Source organism: Dokdonia sp. Asnod1-B02, assembly GCF_045063955.1.
Lineage (GTDB): Bacteria > Bacteroidota > Bacteroidia > Flavobacteriales > Flavobacteriaceae > Dokdonia.
In genome coordinates, this window is sequence record NZ_JBEFNW010000002.1 from 1,642,175 (window position 1) to 1,658,481 (window position 16,307).

Below are 16,307 nucleotides of genomic sequence, written 5' to 3' on the forward strand. Positions count from 1 at the left end.
GCTTATGGATTTAATATTTTTTTGAGCTTTTTCTTCACTCTGTTCATCTTCACTCTTGCATTTACCTCTGATATACCTAGGGTTTCAGAGATTTCACTGTAGTTCTTATCTTCTAGATATAAAAAGACGAGTGCCTTATCTATATCATTAAGCTCTTTTACTGCACTATACATCAACTTTAATTGCTGCTCCACGGTATCATCATATTCTTCTGACGATATACGAAACATGACAGAATCAAAATCCTGAGTCTGCACCGTTCTTTTTGATTTACGATATAAAGTGATGGCGGTATTTAATCCCACGCGGTACATCCACGTACTGAACTTTGAGTCTCCTCTAAACTTGGGGAAGGCTCGCCATAATTGTATCGTAATCTCTTGAAAAAGATCATTGTGTTGATCCCGATTGTTGGTATACAAACGGCATATCTTATGCACAATGTTCTGGTTCTCTTCCAGAAGGGTTACAAAATTATCTTCGACTGTTTTATCCAATGGTTGGTGGCTTAGTTAATGGTAAGTAGAGATTTCTTACAAAGTGTTACAGAATAATTCTAAAAGTTTTAGTCTATTTCTGGTAACGTCCAAGTTACTCTATATAATTGACGCCTGAGATGATCAACTAATAAGTGCCTAAAAAGAAAAAAACCTCTGCTCCCTAATTGCAGAGGTTTTTTCTTACTTGTTAAATTCTTGAACTTTCAACGGGATAAATATAGATATAATAGTTGTGTAAGCACATCCTCATATGTTACGTTTAAGTAAAATCAATCGCTGAATATTGCCGATTATAACTTTAGTAAACACGTTTATAGTTCATTAAAAAATTAATTTTAATGTGATTTTTTTTAAAAATTTTTACTTCTCAGATTAAAGCAAATGTTATGGTAGTTACGCAAACGTTATAAATGTCTTTTTAGCTTTAAAATCTTCTTTAACGTCTATGGAAAAAATGATTTTATTAGGACTTTTATCTTATGAATTACAACTGGGAACTCTAAAATGACGGTTGGGAGTATTACGCTTTCGCGAAAGCGTAGTTCGCTCCATATTTGCTCAACAATCAATCAACCGAACTATTTATGAAATCGCTTTTACTTATTATCGTAACCCTATTAAGCTACCAATTATCTGCTCAAACCGTCGTCTCGGGAAAAGTCACAGACTCGAAAGGAATCCCAATAGAAGGCGCAAACATTTTTATAGATGGCAGTTATGATGGAGCCAGTACCGCAGCAGATGGATCATTCTCATTTACCACAAGTGAGGAGGGAACGCAGCTACTTAAAGTCACGTTTTTATCATACGAACCGTATGAGTCGTTTATGGAAGTAACGACTTTTAAAGACCTTAAAATCACATTGCGGGAAGATATAAACTCACTGGATACGGTAGTACTTTCGGCAGGGACATTTGAGGCTAGTGATAATAGTAAAGTATCTGTGCTTAAGCCGCTTGATGTTGTGACTACGGCAAGTGCGCTAGGAGATTTTGTAGGTGCATTACAAACGTTACCTGGTACAACTACCGTAGCAGAGGATGGTAGACTCTTTGTGCGTGGAGGAGATGCCGGAGAAACACAGATATTTATAGATGGCATACGTGTCTTTACTCCTTATACACCAACCGCAAATAATACGCCTACTCGAGGCAGGTATAGTCCTTTTCTGTTTGATGGGATTACGTTTTCCACGGGAGGATACTCGGCCGAGTATGGAGAGGCTTTGTCAAGTGTTTTATTACTGAATACCATAGATGAGCCAGATCAAAATAAGACAGATATCTCCCTAATGTCTGTAGGCGGCGGACTAGGAATTACCAGAAAATGGGAGAAGAGTTCGCTCAGTGTAAGTACATCATATATAAACCTTGCTCCCTATGTGGCATTGTTTTCTAATCGTAATAATTTTAATAAGCCTTTTCAAACCTTTTCAGGAGAAGCAGTATATCGTTACAGAACTGAAAATGGCTTGTTTAAATTATATGCAGCGGGAGACAGGACAAGTTTTGACATTACGCAAGAAGATATTAATAATCCAGAAGGGTTCACGCTGGGTTTAAAAAACAGTAATGTTTACATAAACACGAATTATACTGGAATGTTAAGTGACAGCTGGAGTATACAAACGGGAGGAAGTTATACGAGTGCTCAAAATGATACATCTCTACAATCGGCTACTAACATCGATAACAAAGAAAATAGCGCACATCTTAAAGTCAAACTTAAAAAGCGTTTTTCAAATAGGTTTAAACTAGCCTTTGGTGCAGAACATTTTGTAACAGATTTTCAGGAGGATTTTAATGGAGTCCTTGATGATCAGAACATTGTAGCTGCCTACGATTTTAAGAGTAATATTACTGCGGCTTTTGTTGAAAGTGATATCATCTTCTCTCGCAATTTTGCATTGAAGCTGGGCGCTAGGGCGAGTTATACAGATTATATGGAAGGAGTCACATTTTCGCCTAGAGCGAGCGTAGCCTATAAAACAGGTAAAAATAGTCAGTTTTCTTTGGCTTACGGAGATTTTTATCAAAATCCGCTGAATGACTTTTTAAAATTTAGTCTTGATCTTGATGCTCAAAAGACGACGCATTACATAGCAAACTATCAGTATAGTAACAATGGCCGAATCTTTAGAGCAGAGGCGTACCGTAAGAGTTATAGTAATTTGATTACTTCTAATACGATGTTTAATAGTCCAGAGAGCGTGCTTACGAATGATGGAAATGGCTATGCGCAGGGAGTCGATGTTTTTTGGAGAGATAACACGAGTATAAAAAATATGGATTACTGGGTGAGCTATTCCTACCTAGATTCAGAGAGGAAATATCTCAATTTTGAGGAACAAGCAAGACCGTCTTTTGCAAGTCCACATAACCTATCTGTGGTAGGTAAGTATTTTATTAAAGATTGGAAATCACAGGTGGGTGTAAGCTTCCAGCATAGTTCTGGGCGTACCTATACAGATAAGAATAGCGCTGGTTTCTTACAAGCAAACGCAAAGTCCTTTAATAGTTTAAGTGTAAACTGGGCTTATTTATTATCGCAGCAAAAGATTCTGTACTTTTCTGTAAACAATGTACTTGGGTTAAGAAACGTAAATGGCTATCAATATGCAGATACTCCTAATCCTGCAGGTACCTTTGACCGTAGAGCGTTACGTCCAGCAACAGATCAATTCTTTTTTGTAGGCTTTTTCTGGACCATAAGTGATGATAAGAATAGTAACCAACTAGATAATTTATAGACGTCATATTCGTTTTGAAGTAGTATTGTAAAAGAAGTATCTTAGTAAAAAATAATAAGAGTCTATGAAATATTTACTTGTTGTATGCTGTCTAGTGATGTTTATTTCTTGTGGTGATGATGATTCATCTGGTCCAGCAGAGGTAATTTGTACTACTGATGTTGTGCCGTCTTTTAATATCACCGTTAGAAATACTGAAGATAATTCTTTACTAGAAGGAGTAAGTATAGTTGCAAAAGATCAACAGTTTGAAGCCACGCTTACAGAAGAAAGTCCTGGTGTATATGTAGGACCAGATGAGCGTACGGGAAGTTATTTCTTAATTATTCAAAAAGAAAACTTCCAGACCATTATCACTGAGACCTTCGTTGTAGAAGAAGATGAGTGTCATGTAATTACTGTCGCAAGATCATTCACATTACAACCACTGTAATAAATGATATTTTTATTCATAATGAAGCCCAAAGAAATCTTTGGGTTTTTTTGTGCTTATATGAGTGTAACAAGTTAGTGCTTATGGCTACCTATATGTACAATCAAAAAATCAACAAGAATGAACGCACATGAAATAGACTACGAGATCTTTGGAGAAGAGATGCAATATGTAGAGGTAGAGTTAGATCCGCAAGAAGGTGTAATTGCCGAGGCTGGCAGCTTTATGATGATGGAAGAAGGTATACGTATGGAAACCATTTTTGGCGATGGCTCTGCAAAGGATACTGGCGTAATGGGTAAGATTTTTGGAGCAGGAAAGCGTTTACTTACGGGAGAGAGTTTGTTTATGACAGCCTTTTACAATGATGTAGTAGGTAAGAAGAAAGTAAGTTTTGCATCACCCTATCCAGGAAAAATAATACCGATAGATCTTGATAAAGTAGGAGGGAAGTTTATTTGCCAGAAAGATGCATTTCTTTGTGCAGCAAAGGGTGTTTCTATTGGAGTCGAATTTTCGCGTAAGCTAGGTAGAGGTCTTTTTGGAGGAGAAGGATTTATCATGCAGCGTCTAGAAGGTGATGGTATTGCATTTGTACATGCCGGAGGAACTACGCTTAAAAAAGAACTTGCTCCCGGAGAGCGTTTAAAAGTAGATACTGGATGTATTATCGGGTTTGATAGTACGGTAGCTTATGACATAGAATTTGTAGGAGGTATTAAGAATACCATTTTTGGTGGTGAAGGGTTATTTTTTGCCACATTAACTGGTCCTGGGACTGTTTATATACAGTCACTTCCTTTTAGTCGTCTTGCAAACCGTGTACTGGCGATGGCTCCAAAGGCGGGAGGTAAACAAAGAGGTGAAGGCTCTATACTAGGTGGATTAGGAGATTTACTCGATGGCGATAATCGTTTCTAAGTGATACCGCAACTGCTTATTTAACAAGTGTTTAACTTAAATTTAAGATAGTGAAATATGATAAAACACGTGTTTTATAATTCTTTAAGTCTTATATTTATAGAGTTCAATAATATAAAACATAGCCTATAGCATCAAACTACTTTTTAAAATCTAACCCTATAAAACCCTTCGAATATGGCGAGAGCAATGTTTGAATACACGAAGACTATTTTAGATAAGGTAAGTTTTGATAGCTCGCTATTTTGTAAAGAACTAGAGAAAGCAATTAAACGACTATTACCTTATGAAATAGATGAACTTAGAATCTGGATCAATGCATTGATTAAAACCAATCCTGATCTTGGTCATTGTCTAATTTATTTAAAACCATAAAAAAAAGCCCCAGTAATGGGGCTTTTTTAGTATAATTAATAGGTCTTATTTTGAGATAGGACTTATAATTTGCACATTTTGAAAGGTGATTGCACCTTTTACTACGCCAGCAATAGTAGACCTTAAGGCCTCTATAATCTGTATCTTAAGTTCGCTCTTATGATAGATAATACTTATTTCTCTAGCAGGAGAAGGTTCTTCAAATGATTTAAAAAGTTCTTGCTCTTTTACAGGTATATCAAGAGTATGCAAGTAAGGTAAAAGCGTCATACCTAGTCCTTCATTTGCTAGTTTTACGAGCGTTTCAAAACTTCCGCTTTCTAATGAGAATTTCTCATTATTCATATTTCTAGGCGTAGCACATAGATTAATCACACCATCTCTAAAACAATGTCCATCCTCTAGCACTAGCATATCTTGCATGTCTAGATCTGAAGTTTCTAAAACCTCTTTATTACTCAGTCTGTGGTTATGCGGAACATAAGCAACAAATGGTTCGTAATATAAAGGTCTTTCTTTAATCATAGGATTTTCAAGAGGAGTAGCTGCAATGGCTGCGTCTAGATGACCTTCCTCAAGCTTTTCCATGATTTGATCTGTGTTGAGCTCCTCAATCTTGAGCTTAACCTTAGGGTATTTTTTTATAAAATTAGTGAGAAACATAGGCAGTAGCGTAGGCATTACTGTTGGGATAACCCCTAGCTTAAATTCACCTCCTATATAACCCTTTTGCTGATCTACAATATCTGTAATACGGTTTGCTTCGTTTACAATATTACGTGCTTGGTGTACAATTTTTGACCCTATTTCTGTAAGCTCTATAGGCTTCTTACTGCGGTCAAAAATAAGAATGTCTAGCTCATCCTCAAGCTTTTGTATTTGCATACTAAGCGTAGGCTGAGTAACAAATGTCTTTTGAGCTGCTCTAGTAAAATTTTGATGCTCTGCTACCGCAAGCACATATTTAAGTTGAGTAATAGTCATGTTGTAATTTATAACACAAAAGTAAGAAAATCATTGAGTGTACCTATGTACAACATCAATTTATAAGTTTTTTCTTATAGCAAAAAAAAGCCAGCAGGTGAGTGCTGGCTTTGAAATATGAAGAAACTAATATTACATTTTAATTTCTAGTTGTACATCTTCTGTACCTACTGTAAATTTTGCATTGTTCCAGCTAGGAGGTCCAAAGCCTGTACCACTACCAGATGTTGCATAATCTTCTTTAGGCATTCCATTTGCTTCAAAATCCATACGGTTATTTCCATTTTGATCATGTAGCGTTATAATTCCATAATCTCCAGGCTGTACATTTTCAAAAACTAAGGTAACCGTATTGTTTTCTGGTGTAGCTCCTTGAGAGTCTAATGGCGCAGCTTTCATAAAGGTCGCCTCATTATATAGCGCTGCAGAGGCAGAACCGTCATTATTAGTTAAGTTAGGAATCGTTACTGTGATGGTAACTCCTTCTGCTTCTTGTCCAAAAGAAATTGTTGATACGGCTGCGAGTAATAAAAAGATAATTGTTCTCATAATTGATAGTATTAGATAGTTATTGTTTTTTGTTGATGTTGTAAATATATTATCACGCTTTCGCGAAAAAAATCTTCTATTACCCAACTGTAAAAATCAACGACCGAACTGTGAGAATTCGTAATCTAAATCAATTTGTAGTTATTTATCAGTACACCAACCCAATGTTTTTTCTAATAGTATCTAACATTTTAATAAGGTCTTTACTCTTATCAAATGTCATAATATCACTCTCGGTCTTATTACTTTCAAGCATTTTCTGGCAATGCAGTATCTCATAATGATATCCATTCACACTTTCCGGAATAGGGAAATCATATGTTTTTGAAGCACTATCTTTAGTTATGGTAACACTAGTTGGCTCATGGAAACGACTGCTTATGAGTATTTCGCCATGTTCTAAAGTGATGTGACAAGTAGTGTCTGTTTTCTCATCAATAGCCGAAAATAAATCTGCTTCTACTTGATTAGGATACGTTAACTGCATAGAGCAATGATGATCTACACCTGTGGGACCCAAAAAAGCCTGAGCACTTATATTTTCAGTATATCCTAAAAGTGTTAGCGCTGCAAACACTGGGTAAATACCTACATCTAGCAAACTACCGCCACCGAGGGATTTATTATATAAACGAGCATTTACATCGTAAACTGCGTCGAAACCAAAGTTGGCAGTAAGGTTTGTAATCTTTCCTAAATCTCCATTTTTAACCGTATCAAGTACAAATTGATAATGAGGTAAGAAGTGCGTCCACAGTGCTTCCATTAAAAAGGTTTGTTGCGCTTTCGCGAAAGCAATCATTTCCTCAACTTCTTCAAGATTCATGGCAAAGGCCTTCTCACAAAGCACTGCTTTTTTATGCGTGAGACATAAAAGCGTTTGCTCTTTGTGAAATATGTGAGGAGTAGCAATATAAACGATATCTACTTTAGGATCTAGAAGCATTTCCTCATAGCTACCATATGCGATAGTCGCGTTATGAGTATCCTTAAAAGCTGATGCGTTGTCAAGATTTCTACTTGCTACAGCATAAAGATGTGCACCTTGAGCAAGTTGTACATCGTTTGCAAATTCAGCAGCAATCTTGCCGCAACCTAGTATTGCCCAGTTAGTTTCTTTAGTCATGTAGATTGTATTTAATTATAGCGATACAATTTGTTTACTTCACATTTTCGCGAAAGCATAATTACACATTACTACTCATCTTGAGAACCTCCAAAGCTTACTTGTAGTAGCATCGCTAGTCCCATTACGAGGGCGCATCCTACAACGTTGAGCCATAAATATGGGAATTCTATAATTTCAAAATGTATGAGTCCGTACACGATGATAATGATTACTTGCGTGATGAGTGCTGCTATGAACACGGCATTACTTTTTACAAATTTGATAAAGAATGCAAGTAAGAATATTCCGAGAATATTACCGTAAAAAATAGAACCTATAATGTTTACAAGCTGAATTAAGTTTTCAAATAGACTTGCCGTACAAGCCACGATTATGGCGAGCACGCCCCACATAAGTGTAAAGCCTTTTGTACTGCGCACGTAATGTCTGTCTGTCATAGTTTCCTTATAATTACGCTTATAAAGATCTACAGCTGTGGTGGCTCCAAGTGCATTAAGTTCTGACGCGGTTGATGACATTGCTGCGCTGAGTATTACAGCGAGTAATAAGCCTATTAGTCCGTTAGGAAGGTTATTGAGTATAAAGTGTATAAAGACGTAATCCTTGTCGTTATTTTCTACCTCTGGAGCAGCTTTTGCAATGAGCACTTTACCTACAGATCTTATTTCCTTATCAATACCCTCATATTTATCTATAAGTGATAATTGAGCTCCGTTTTCCTCATAAATATCCTGTGTAGGATCCTTAGCATAATTAAAGGCAGCCTCCTTTTGGTTGTTTTGGTTTTGAGCTAGTTGTTGTTCTAGTGATTCAAATTCGCTCGCATAGATTGACGTTTTTACGGCTTCGGTTGCGGCAGGATTAAAATGTAGCGGCGCACTATTAAACTGATAAAAAACAAAAACCATAACTCCCACAAGGAGAATAAAGAACTGCATCGGGATCTTTAAGGCTCCGTTAAACAGAAGACCCATTTGCATTTCCTTTACATTTTTTCCAGAAAGGTAGCGTTGCACCTGGCTCTGATCTGTACCAAAATAGGAAAGCATTAAAAAGGTACCTCCTAGTAAACCTGTCCATACCGTGTATCTATTGCTTAAATCAAAAGAGAAGTCTAATAGATTCATTTTTTCTCCAGCACCTGCAATGCTCAAGGCATCTGTAAAACTGATGTCCTCCGGAAGTTTATCAAGAATGAGGTAAAAGGCAATTGCCATACCGGCGAAAATCACAGCCATTTGCTGCTTCTGAGTAATGCTAACTGCTTTCGTACCACCAGAAACGGTATAGATAATCACTACAATCCCTATGATAATATTGAGCATAGTGAGATCCCAACCCAATACCGCCGAAAGGATAATTGCCGGAGCATAAATAGTAATCCCTGCAGCGAGACTACGCTGTATTAAAAATAAAATAGCTGCGAGTGATCTCGTTTTTAAATCAAAACGACTTTCTAGATATTCATAGGCTGTAAAAACCTTTAGTCTGTGATAGATAGGGATAAAAACCAAGCAAATCACAATCATCGCAATAGGAAGCCCAAAATAAAACTGGACAAATCCCATACCGTCATAAAATCCCTGACCTGTGGTAGATAAAAAAGTGATGGCACTTGCTTGTGTGGCCATTACAGAAAGGCCTACCGTCCACCATTTTGAGGTATTACCACCTCTTATATATTCTTCTGCGTTCTTACTTCCTTGTGTTTTATAGGTTCCATAAACAACTATAAAAATGAGCGTGAATGCTAGTACTGCCCAGTCTATTATTTCCATATTAAGAGAATGAGGTCATTAATAGATAAAACACGATAATGTAAGCTAGATTGACCAGCAGTACTATGGTGTACTTCTTTTTCCATGGGTATTTGGATACATTTTTCATTGCTTTATCTCGCTCTTTTCTTGCTTTCCTATACTCAGCATATTTGCAAATAATTTATAAGCTCCAGATACTCCTGCTGGTAGTTCTCTAAAAAAGCTTAACCCAGTATAAATGTAGTGACCGTCACCATATGGAGCGACTAGCAGGCTACCGTCTTTTGCCGTTTCTCCTTTATCATTCATAGAGAGAATAGGAGTATAGGCATCATCCCACTTGTTTGGAAAATAAAGGCCACGTTCTTGCGTCCACCCTTCAAAATCTTTTTGAGTAAGCTTATTTGGGAAATTCATGATAGGGTGATTTTCAGCAAGGATTCTCACTTCGCTATTCTCATCCGTCACACGGTCTCTACTAAGTTGCATCTCATAAGGAGCTCCTATTTTTGTATCACCCCAGCGACCAGACGTATTGTATTGTGCGATAAGCGTACCGCCGGACTTTACATAATCGAGTAAAAGTGGCTGCTTTGCTTGCATCTCATCCACTACATTATAAGCTCGTATGCCTACTACCACCGCGTCAAATTGTGCAAGCAGTTCTGGTGTGATAGTGCTAGGTTCTATAATAGCTACTTGGTAGCCTATCTGTGTGAGATTATCTGGCACTGCATCTCCAGCACCTTGAATGTACCCTATGTAATCCCCTTTACGCTCGATATCAAGTCGTACAATTTTTGCTTTGTTAGGTAAGAAAAGTGACTGCAGCGGGATGTGTGCATAATCTATTGTTACAAGCTCCTTGGTGTACGTTTTATTTCCGGCGGTCACTACGGGAGTGAGATCTCCTTCGCTATCAGTGCTAGGAGGTGTTACAGAAAATATAACTTTTTGTTCTGCACCTTTTAATGCAATAGATATGTTTACACTTTTTGGTGTGATTGTCCATCCACTAGGAGCAGTGAGAGATACGGTTCCGTTAAAATTATCCTGATGCGCTGTTACCGTTACGGGAATGTTTTTTGATTCCGCTTTCGCGAAAATTATAACCTTCGAGTCTAGCTTTGATGAAACTACTGGTACTATTTCAAAAGGCTCATACACTTCGCCCTTAACGCGATCATTGTATTTAAAAACAATTGGTTTTTCAATCGAAATAGGTACGCCAGCAATCGTGAGGTCAAACTTCACAGTGTTTTGTTGTGGAGTTTCCGGTTTTCCTATCATAGTGCGATCATCTACTCGGTACATTCCTAAAGTTCCTTCTTCACGTAACCAGTATGCAGAAGTATCTTTAAAAGAATCATCTATGGTAACCGTTGCTTCTATAGAAAGTGAATTGTTGTTAGCTAGCGGTGTGTCGCTAGCTAGTTGTTGATTGCTTGATGTAACAATTGCGCTGTTAAGCATTACAGACTGCATACTTCTGTTTATCGCTTCAAGTTTTAAGGTTACTTCGCTCCCTAGAGTAGCATAACCAGTATTTGCAGCTGCTTCTAGATAAATACCTGCGCAGGCAGTGATGATATCTTGCAGTTCTTTAGATTTAATAGCTTTCCAGTGAGCATCCTCTAATTGTTGTACAAGTGCATATGCTTTAGCTAGCTGAGGAATACTTTTTTCTGGAGCAGTAAAATCATAGTCTGTAACGACCTGATCTAATATTGTTTTAATTGCCTGACCTCCTTTTACGCGCGTCCAAGTCGTGTTGATTCCTTGAAAAACGTCGTTATTAGTTGGCATCTCACCGCGTAATAATTCAAAATAGGTGTCCTCGCTACCACGGCTTCCCGTATTTCCAAAACCTTGAGACTTGTGCTGACTTCTACTAAGGGAAGAGATTTCTGTATTAGAAAGTCCGAGACTAGGGTAGTAGGTACCTACATCAACTTGAACCAATTTAGATTTATCTGCCTCATCAAATTTTTCTTTGCTTCCGTAGAACCACCATGAAGTATTAAAAAATTGTCTACTCGGCTTCCAGGTGTCTGTGTATTCTAACTGCTCTTTATATTTTGAGGTGTCACCTGCTAGGTCAAAAGCTTCTACAGATAGCATTGCGCTTGAAGTATGATGACCGTGTGTGCTTCCTGGTGTTCTGTGATTAAAACGGTTAATAATTACATCAGGCTTAAATGTTCGTATTGCCCAGACCACATCTCCAAGTACTTCTTCCTTATTCCAGATTGCGAGCGTCTCATCTGGATGTTTTGAATATCCAAAATCATTTGCTCTTGTAAATCGCTGTTCCCCACCATCTGTTGCTCTTGCAGCTAGTAGCTCATTAGTACGTATCACGCCAAGTAATTCACGTAATTCTGGACCTATGATGTTCTGACCACCATCACCTCTCGTAAGCGATAAATAGGCAGTTCTTGCTTTAACTGTGTTTGCAAAATAGGAGATAGCCGTAGTATTCTCGTCATCGGGGTGTGCAGCTACGTAGAGTACTGAGCCTAGAAAGTTGAGTTTTTGAAGGTCTTGGTATATTTCGCTAGCTGTTGGTTTAACAGGTTGAACGGTAATACCTTGAGCATATATTTTCGCGAAAGCGAAGACAAATAAAAAGGCTAAAATCACATAGGATTTACGCATAATAATGAGGAGTTTGATACTTCTCAAATATACCGATTATGAAAGGTAGCCTAAGTCCTTTAAGGTTTCTTTAACAATCTACACCGCTTTATTAAAGGGATCATCTTCATCCATTTGTTGATTTTGCTCTAAGATATTTGTAGAGATTCCCTCCTCTACAAGTGTGATTCCTTTTTGAAGAATTAAACTGTTAGGGTAGGTGTGTAGTCCGCCATCAGAAGTACGCAGATTCGTGTGAAAAGCCTTGATGTCTTCTATAATCGCGATGATAGGGAAGTCTTTGTCGTGAATTTTAATACGGTCGCCTATTTTATAAGGGAGCGTAAAAAATATGATTACGCCAGAGGTAAGATTACTTAGTACTGACCACTGCGCAAAAAATGCAACACCTATAATAGCAAAGACAGAGCTAGCAATGACTCCAATATCCTTTATTTTAATTCCCCAGATGAGTATACTTATAATAAACGCAATTATTAATAACACTGCATCTACGTATTTCATAATAAGATTTGCACGCTTCTTTACTTTGTTTTTACGCTCAGAAAAACGACGTACAAAATAAGAAGTGATAATGCGTAAAACGATAAGAATCCCTAGTGTTACAGCACTATGTATGATTTCAGGTCTAAACAATTCCATAAATTACAACCATTTTTTACGCTTAAAATAAATAAGCGAAGCAACAAAAATAACAATCATGGCTCCCCAGAAATAATAATAACCATCCTTGATAGCTAGTTCTGGTATATGCTCAAAATTCATCCCATAAATTCCTGCAAGAAAGGTCATAGGTATAAAAATGGTAGCGATGATGGTAAGCACCTTCATCACTTCATTCATACGGTTTGCAATGTTTGTCGAGTTCATATCCATTAACCCAGCAATCGTATCTCGATATACCTCTACAGTCTCAATTACTTGGATTGTGTGATCATATAAGTCTCTTACAAATACCTGTGTTTTCTTTAGAACAAGGTGATTTTCTACTTTTTCGAGCTTGTTTACTACCTCTCTAAGTGGGAATATAGATCGTCTTACTTGTATCACCTCTTTTTTGAGAGTTTGAATTTCTTGAGAGTAATTTTGAGAGTTGTCTGTATAAATTTTATCTTCAAGCTCTTCTATTTTATTACTCAACTGCTCGATAATAATAAAGTAATGGTCAATCACGGCATCCATGATTGCATAGGTAAGGTAGTCTGCTCCATTAGAGCGCACTCTACCTTTTGCATGTCTGATACGTTCTCGCACACCGTCAAAAACATCACCATCATATTCTTGTAAACAGATGAGATATGTTTTACCTAATATTAAACTTATGTGCTCAACATTCAGTTGATTTTCGGCATCATAGTAAAGCATTTTAAAAACGATAAATAAGTGGTCGCTATACTCATCTAGTTTAGGTCGCTGGCTAGTGTTTGCAACGTCTTCCATTACTAATGGGTGCAATTTATAACGCTCTGCAATTTGTGTAAGAGCGACAGTGTCGCTTAAACCATTTATATTAATCCAAGTAACTGTTTTCTCGTCGGTATCTTTGTGATATTCTTCCAGTCGGGCAAGCGTTTCCTCATCCAGATAATCGTCGTTGTAATCAAAGACGTCAATACTTACAGCCTTTTGCGCTTTATTACCTGTGTAGATCACATGACCAGGAGCGTGAGAGAGTTTCTCTTTCACGGTCTCCCTAGTAATATTATTTCTCACTAAAGCGTTTACTTTACTTTTAATTTTTTTTCTAATCATTATAAGCCAAGTTCTGTGCGTAGTGATTCGTCTTCTTTAGTTTTTTTACCCCAGTAGGCACTTCTGATTGTTTTCATCTTTGTAGCCGTTGTGGTCATTTTCTCTCCGCCACGACCGTCTGGATAGGTCTCTTCCCAACCTTCAATCTGGTGTGGGAAATCACTAGAAAAGTTTATTGTAAGTGTTCTGTCTAATGATGGATAATTAAGTGTGTATGAAGTTGCTGTTAAGCTTCCCGTAACATTATAAGCTTTTATAGGAGTATGCGTCATCGCAGCATACGAAACGTCTGGAATACTTGTAAAATTCCCCGTAGGTAATAAGGTAGGATCGATGCGCAATAATGCCCACAATTCATTTTCTAATACTGCTTTGTCTAAGGTATATTCCTCATCTGCTCTGCTTTCAAAATAAGAGTGAATCTGCACCTCAAATTGATCTCTGTTATTGAGTTGTGTGTACGTATTACCACACCATTCTTGCATACTTTGTGAGACCTTAATAGCGTGCAACTCCTCATTTACTGGTAAAAATGTACTACTCATAATGGAATACGGATAAATGCCCGTCACAAAATTTTTAGTAGCATTTAACTTGATAATAGGGATATTATTGTTGTCTTGGTTATCTGCTTTTACTTGCTTTTCTGGCAAAAAATCTTCAGTTACAAAAATAAGTGCTGCTGTTCCTTCCCTTAACTCGCCATAACGAGCTTGCTGTAACTCGTAGCTGGTGATTTCGGCAGTTCCAGCATACCAGTAGTCTTTCCACTCCTGTGAGATGGAACGCTGTGCTATTGGTAGCGTATTAATGCTTGTTGCGGTGTCCGCTTTCGCGAAAGCGGTATCATTTTTATCATTGTTCTTACATCCAGAAATCATAGCAATAACGACTAAAGCGCTACCTATTAAGAATGTACTTCGATATGCTTGATGTTGTTTTGTGGATATAGACATGATATAAATTTTAATATTAAAATTACAGAAATACTATGAGTCTGCGAGCAGCATTAACGTTTCATAAACTTTATGAAGCGGCATTCCCATGACATTGAAGTAAGATCCCTCTATGCTGGTCACTGCAATGTAGCCAAACCATTCTTGAATACCGTAACCACCTGCCTTATCATACGGCTGGAAGTTGTCTATATAATAGTCTATTTCTTCTTCGGTCAGGTCTTTAAAAGTCACTTTTGTTATGTCATTAATGACTGTTTGGCCAGTAGCAGTAGTAAAAGCGACAGATGTAATGACCTCGTGTGTGCTGCCTGAAAGTGCAGATATCATGGCATAGGCTTCATCGCGGTCTTCAGGTTTATTTAAAGCAACTCCGTTAAACCAAACAATCGTATCACTAGTGACAAGAATATCTTGCGCTTTAAGATTTGAAAACGCAGAAGCTTTGAGTCTAGCAAGGTGATCTGTAATTTCTGGTCCTTCAAGCTCTTCTGGAAATATCTCATCTACAGGTTTAATATCTATAGTAAAATCGAGTCCTAATTCTTTAAAAAAATCTTGACGCCTAGGAGATCCTGAGGCAAGTATGAGGTTGTGATTTTTGAGTTTTTCTTTAAGCATAGCGTTCTATAATTAGTATAAGTGGAAAAAGGAGAATGCCTAAAAGCATTAAACCTTTAAGTAGTCTAGCGATTAATTTATAATCTAATGTTTTTTCTGCGTTCCAGCATTGGGAGGCAATATATCCTAGTGGGATTATTGTAAAGATAAATAGTACGATAGTGATAGGTAGCGACCCATCTGCAAATATAAAGGTGAATAATGCACTATTAAACAACAACCCTAGTGCAATGAGAGTGCACAAAAGCATCGTGCGTTTACTGCCAATTATTATAGGTAAGGTGCGATACTCCATAGCATAATCCCCATTTATGTCTTGTACATCTTTTACAAGTTCTCGCAGTACGTTAATCATAAAAGCAAGTACCACAACAAAAGTAAATAGGGTATGACCTTCCTTTGTGAGCATGTGTTCTACTCCAGAAAGCTCAAGAGCTTTGGCTTCAAATAACCATATAATGACGAGCGAAAAAGCAACGAGCCCACTAGTTACAACGTTTCCCAGTATAGGGATTCTTTGCAAGTATGAGTTATAAGCATAGAGCGCTACGCTCACTCCTATAAACAGCAATGAATACTCCCAATGTTCTAAAATAAACGCACTGTAAATCCCTAAAGTAATTCCTATGCTCCATAGTGAGATAAAGTAAGTGTAGGAATTACGTAGCGATATGTTATCAACTACATAAACCTCATTAGGCTTGTTGATACGATCTGCTTTAAGATCAACAATATCATTATGAATATATCCCGCAGCCGCTATACAAAGTGTAGCGAGAGATAGTGTAGCAAACTCTAAAAAAGATAGCTGAGTGCCAACATCTCTCAAATAACTCAAAGACAACTTTAAAATAAGCTGAGTTATAAAAATCATAAATAGATTAAAAGGTCTTATGATTTTTAAATATGCCACAAGTCT

General features: G+C 37.3%; 15 protein-coding genes. 4 read left to right on the forward strand and 11 right to left on the reverse strand.

All coding sequences use genetic code 11. The features are described from left to right. Positions 1 to 2: 2 nt before the first annotated feature. Complete coding sequence (locus ACJJVU_RS07575) at positions 3 to 497, reverse strand: RNA polymerase sigma factor (RefSeq protein ID WP_144784468.1); 495 nt, start codon at positions 495 to 497, stop codon at positions 3 to 5. Positions 498 to 1,084: 587 nt separating this feature from the next. On the opposite strand from ACJJVU_RS07575, the gene ACJJVU_RS07580 reads away from it, so the two are divergent. The 4 genes from ACJJVU_RS07580 to ACJJVU_RS07595 all read left to right on the forward strand — a co-directional run bounded on the left by ACJJVU_RS07580 (position 1,085) and on the right by ACJJVU_RS07595 (position 4,979). Then, entirely contained in the window at positions 1,085 to 3,250 is a 2,166-nt protein-coding gene (locus ACJJVU_RS07580) for a TonB-dependent receptor (protein ID WP_405223859.1), read from the forward strand. Positions 3,251 to 3,314: 64 nt separating this feature from the next. Next, a complete protein-coding gene (locus tag ACJJVU_RS07585) occupies positions 3,315 to 3,683 on the forward strand; it encodes a hypothetical protein (RefSeq protein ID WP_405223861.1) in 369 nt (122 codons plus the stop codon). 120 nt (positions 3,684 to 3,803) lie between these two features. Next, the gene (locus ACJJVU_RS07590; protein ID WP_405223863.1) at positions 3,804 to 4,604 is read left to right on the forward strand and encodes a TIGR00266 family protein; all 801 of its coding nucleotides are present in this window, start codon (positions 3,804 to 3,806) and stop codon (positions 4,602 to 4,604) included. Between the two features lie 177 nt (positions 4,605 to 4,781). Next, positions 4,782 to 4,979 carry a hypothetical protein gene (locus ACJJVU_RS07595; protein ID WP_035336481.1) on the forward strand — a complete coding sequence of 66 codons (198 nt, stop codon included), beginning with the start codon at positions 4,782 to 4,784 and terminating at the stop codon, positions 4,977 to 4,979. A gap of 45 nt (positions 4,980 to 5,024) precedes the next feature. Here the strand turns inward: ACJJVU_RS07595 and ACJJVU_RS07600 are convergent, their stop codons facing one another. The 10 genes from ACJJVU_RS07600 to ACJJVU_RS07645 form a co-directional block, all read right to left on the reverse strand. Further along, on the reverse strand, positions 5,025 to 5,963 hold the full coding sequence (locus ACJJVU_RS07600; RefSeq protein WP_405223865.1) for a LysR substrate-binding domain-containing protein: 939 nt from the start codon (positions 5,961 to 5,963) through the stop codon (positions 5,025 to 5,027). Positions 5,964 to 6,095: 132 nt separating this feature from the next. Next, on the reverse strand, positions 6,096 to 6,512 hold the full coding sequence (locus ACJJVU_RS07605) for a DUF2141 domain-containing protein (RefSeq protein ID WP_339848367.1): 417 nt from the start codon (positions 6,510 to 6,512) through the stop codon (positions 6,096 to 6,098). Positions 6,513 to 6,660: 148 nt separating this feature from the next. Further along, positions 6,661 to 7,638: a Gfo/Idh/MocA family protein gene (locus tag ACJJVU_RS07610; RefSeq protein WP_405223867.1), complete on the reverse strand. Its 978-nt coding sequence runs from the start codon at positions 7,636 to 7,638 to the stop codon at positions 6,661 to 6,663. A 71-nt stretch (positions 7,639 to 7,709) separates the two neighbouring features. Further along, positions 7,710 to 9,419, reverse strand: coding sequence for a sodium:solute symporter (locus ACJJVU_RS07615; RefSeq protein WP_405223869.1), 1,710 nt, complete (start codon positions 9,417 to 9,419; stop codon positions 7,710 to 7,712). 105 nt (positions 9,420 to 9,524) lie between these two features. After that, entirely contained in the window at positions 9,525 to 12,059 is a 2,535-nt protein-coding gene (locus ACJJVU_RS07620; protein WP_405223871.1) for a PIG-L family deacetylase, read from the reverse strand. A 78-nt stretch (positions 12,060 to 12,137) separates the two neighbouring features. Beyond that, a complete protein-coding gene (locus ACJJVU_RS07625; RefSeq protein ID WP_013751779.1) occupies positions 12,138 to 12,701 on the reverse strand; it encodes a mechanosensitive ion channel domain-containing protein in 564 nt (187 codons plus the stop codon). Between the two features lie 3 nt (positions 12,702 to 12,704). Further along, positions 12,705 to 13,811: a magnesium/cobalt transporter CorA gene (gene corA, locus ACJJVU_RS07630; RefSeq protein ID WP_405223873.1), complete on the reverse strand. Its 1,107-nt coding sequence runs from the start codon at positions 13,809 to 13,811 to the stop codon at positions 12,705 to 12,707. Next, positions 13,811 to 14,767 (reverse strand): septum formation inhibitor Maf, encoded by a 957-nt coding sequence (locus ACJJVU_RS07635; RefSeq protein WP_405223875.1) that lies wholly within the window; start codon positions 14,765 to 14,767, stop codon positions 13,811 to 13,813. Before ACJJVU_RS07635 ends, corA begins: the two co-directional genes overlap by 1 nt. Before the next feature lie 33 nt (positions 14,768 to 14,800). Next, complete coding sequence (locus tag ACJJVU_RS07640; protein WP_405223877.1) at positions 14,801 to 15,388, reverse strand: Maf-like protein; 588 nt, start codon at positions 15,386 to 15,388, stop codon at positions 14,801 to 14,803. Next, complete coding sequence (locus ACJJVU_RS07645) at positions 15,381 to 16,301, reverse strand: geranylgeranylglycerol-phosphate geranylgeranyltransferase (RefSeq protein ID WP_405223879.1); 921 nt, start codon at positions 16,299 to 16,301, stop codon at positions 15,381 to 15,383. The genes ACJJVU_RS07640 and ACJJVU_RS07645 overlap by 8 nt, the downstream gene beginning before the upstream one ends. Between the last annotated feature and the right edge of the window lie 6 nt (positions 16,302 to 16,307).

Bases quoted from the DNA above. Each gene is read 5' to 3' on its own strand.
- ACJJVU_RS07580 (WP_405223859.1), top strand. From the start codon at position 1,085: ATGAAATCGCTTTTACTTATTATCGTAACCCTATTAAGCTACCAATTA.
- ACJJVU_RS07585 (WP_405223861.1), top strand. From the start codon at position 3,315: ATGAAATATTTACTTGTTGTATGCTGTCTAGTGATGTTTATTTCTTGT.
- ACJJVU_RS07590 (WP_405223863.1), top strand. From the start codon at position 3,804: ATGAACGCACATGAAATAGACTACGAGATCTTTGGAGAAGAGATGCAA.
- ACJJVU_RS07595 (WP_035336481.1), top strand. From the start codon at position 4,782: ATGGCGAGAGCAATGTTTGAATACACGAAGACTATTTTAGATAAGGTA.
- ACJJVU_RS07600 (WP_405223865.1), bottom strand. From the start codon at position 5,963: ATGACTATTACTCAACTTAAATATGTGCTTGCGGTAGCAGAGCATCAA.
- ACJJVU_RS07605 (WP_339848367.1), bottom strand. From the start codon at position 6,512: ATGAGAACAATTATCTTTTTATTACTCGCAGCCGTATCAACAATTTCT.
- ACJJVU_RS07610 (WP_405223867.1), bottom strand. From the start codon at position 7,638: ATGACTAAAGAAACTAACTGGGCAATACTAGGTTGCGGCAAGATTGCT.
- ACJJVU_RS07615 (WP_405223869.1), bottom strand. From the start codon at position 9,419: ATGGAAATAATAGACTGGGCAGTACTAGCATTCACGCTCATTTTTATA.
- ACJJVU_RS07620 (WP_405223871.1), bottom strand. From the start codon at position 12,059: ATGCGTAAATCCTATGTGATTTTAGCCTTTTTATTTGTCTTCGCTTTC.
- ACJJVU_RS07625 (WP_013751779.1), bottom strand. From the start codon at position 12,701: ATGGAATTGTTTAGACCTGAAATCATACATAGTGCTGTAACACTAGGG.
- corA (WP_405223873.1), bottom strand. From the start codon at position 13,811: ATGATTAGAAAAAAAATTAAAAGTAAAGTAAACGCTTTAGTGAGAAAT.
- ACJJVU_RS07635 (WP_405223875.1), bottom strand. From the start codon at position 14,767: ATGTCTATATCCACAAAACAACATCAAGCATATCGAAGTACATTCTTA.
- ACJJVU_RS07640 (WP_405223877.1), bottom strand. From the start codon at position 15,388: ATGCTTAAAGAAAAACTCAAAAATCACAACCTCATACTTGCCTCAGGA.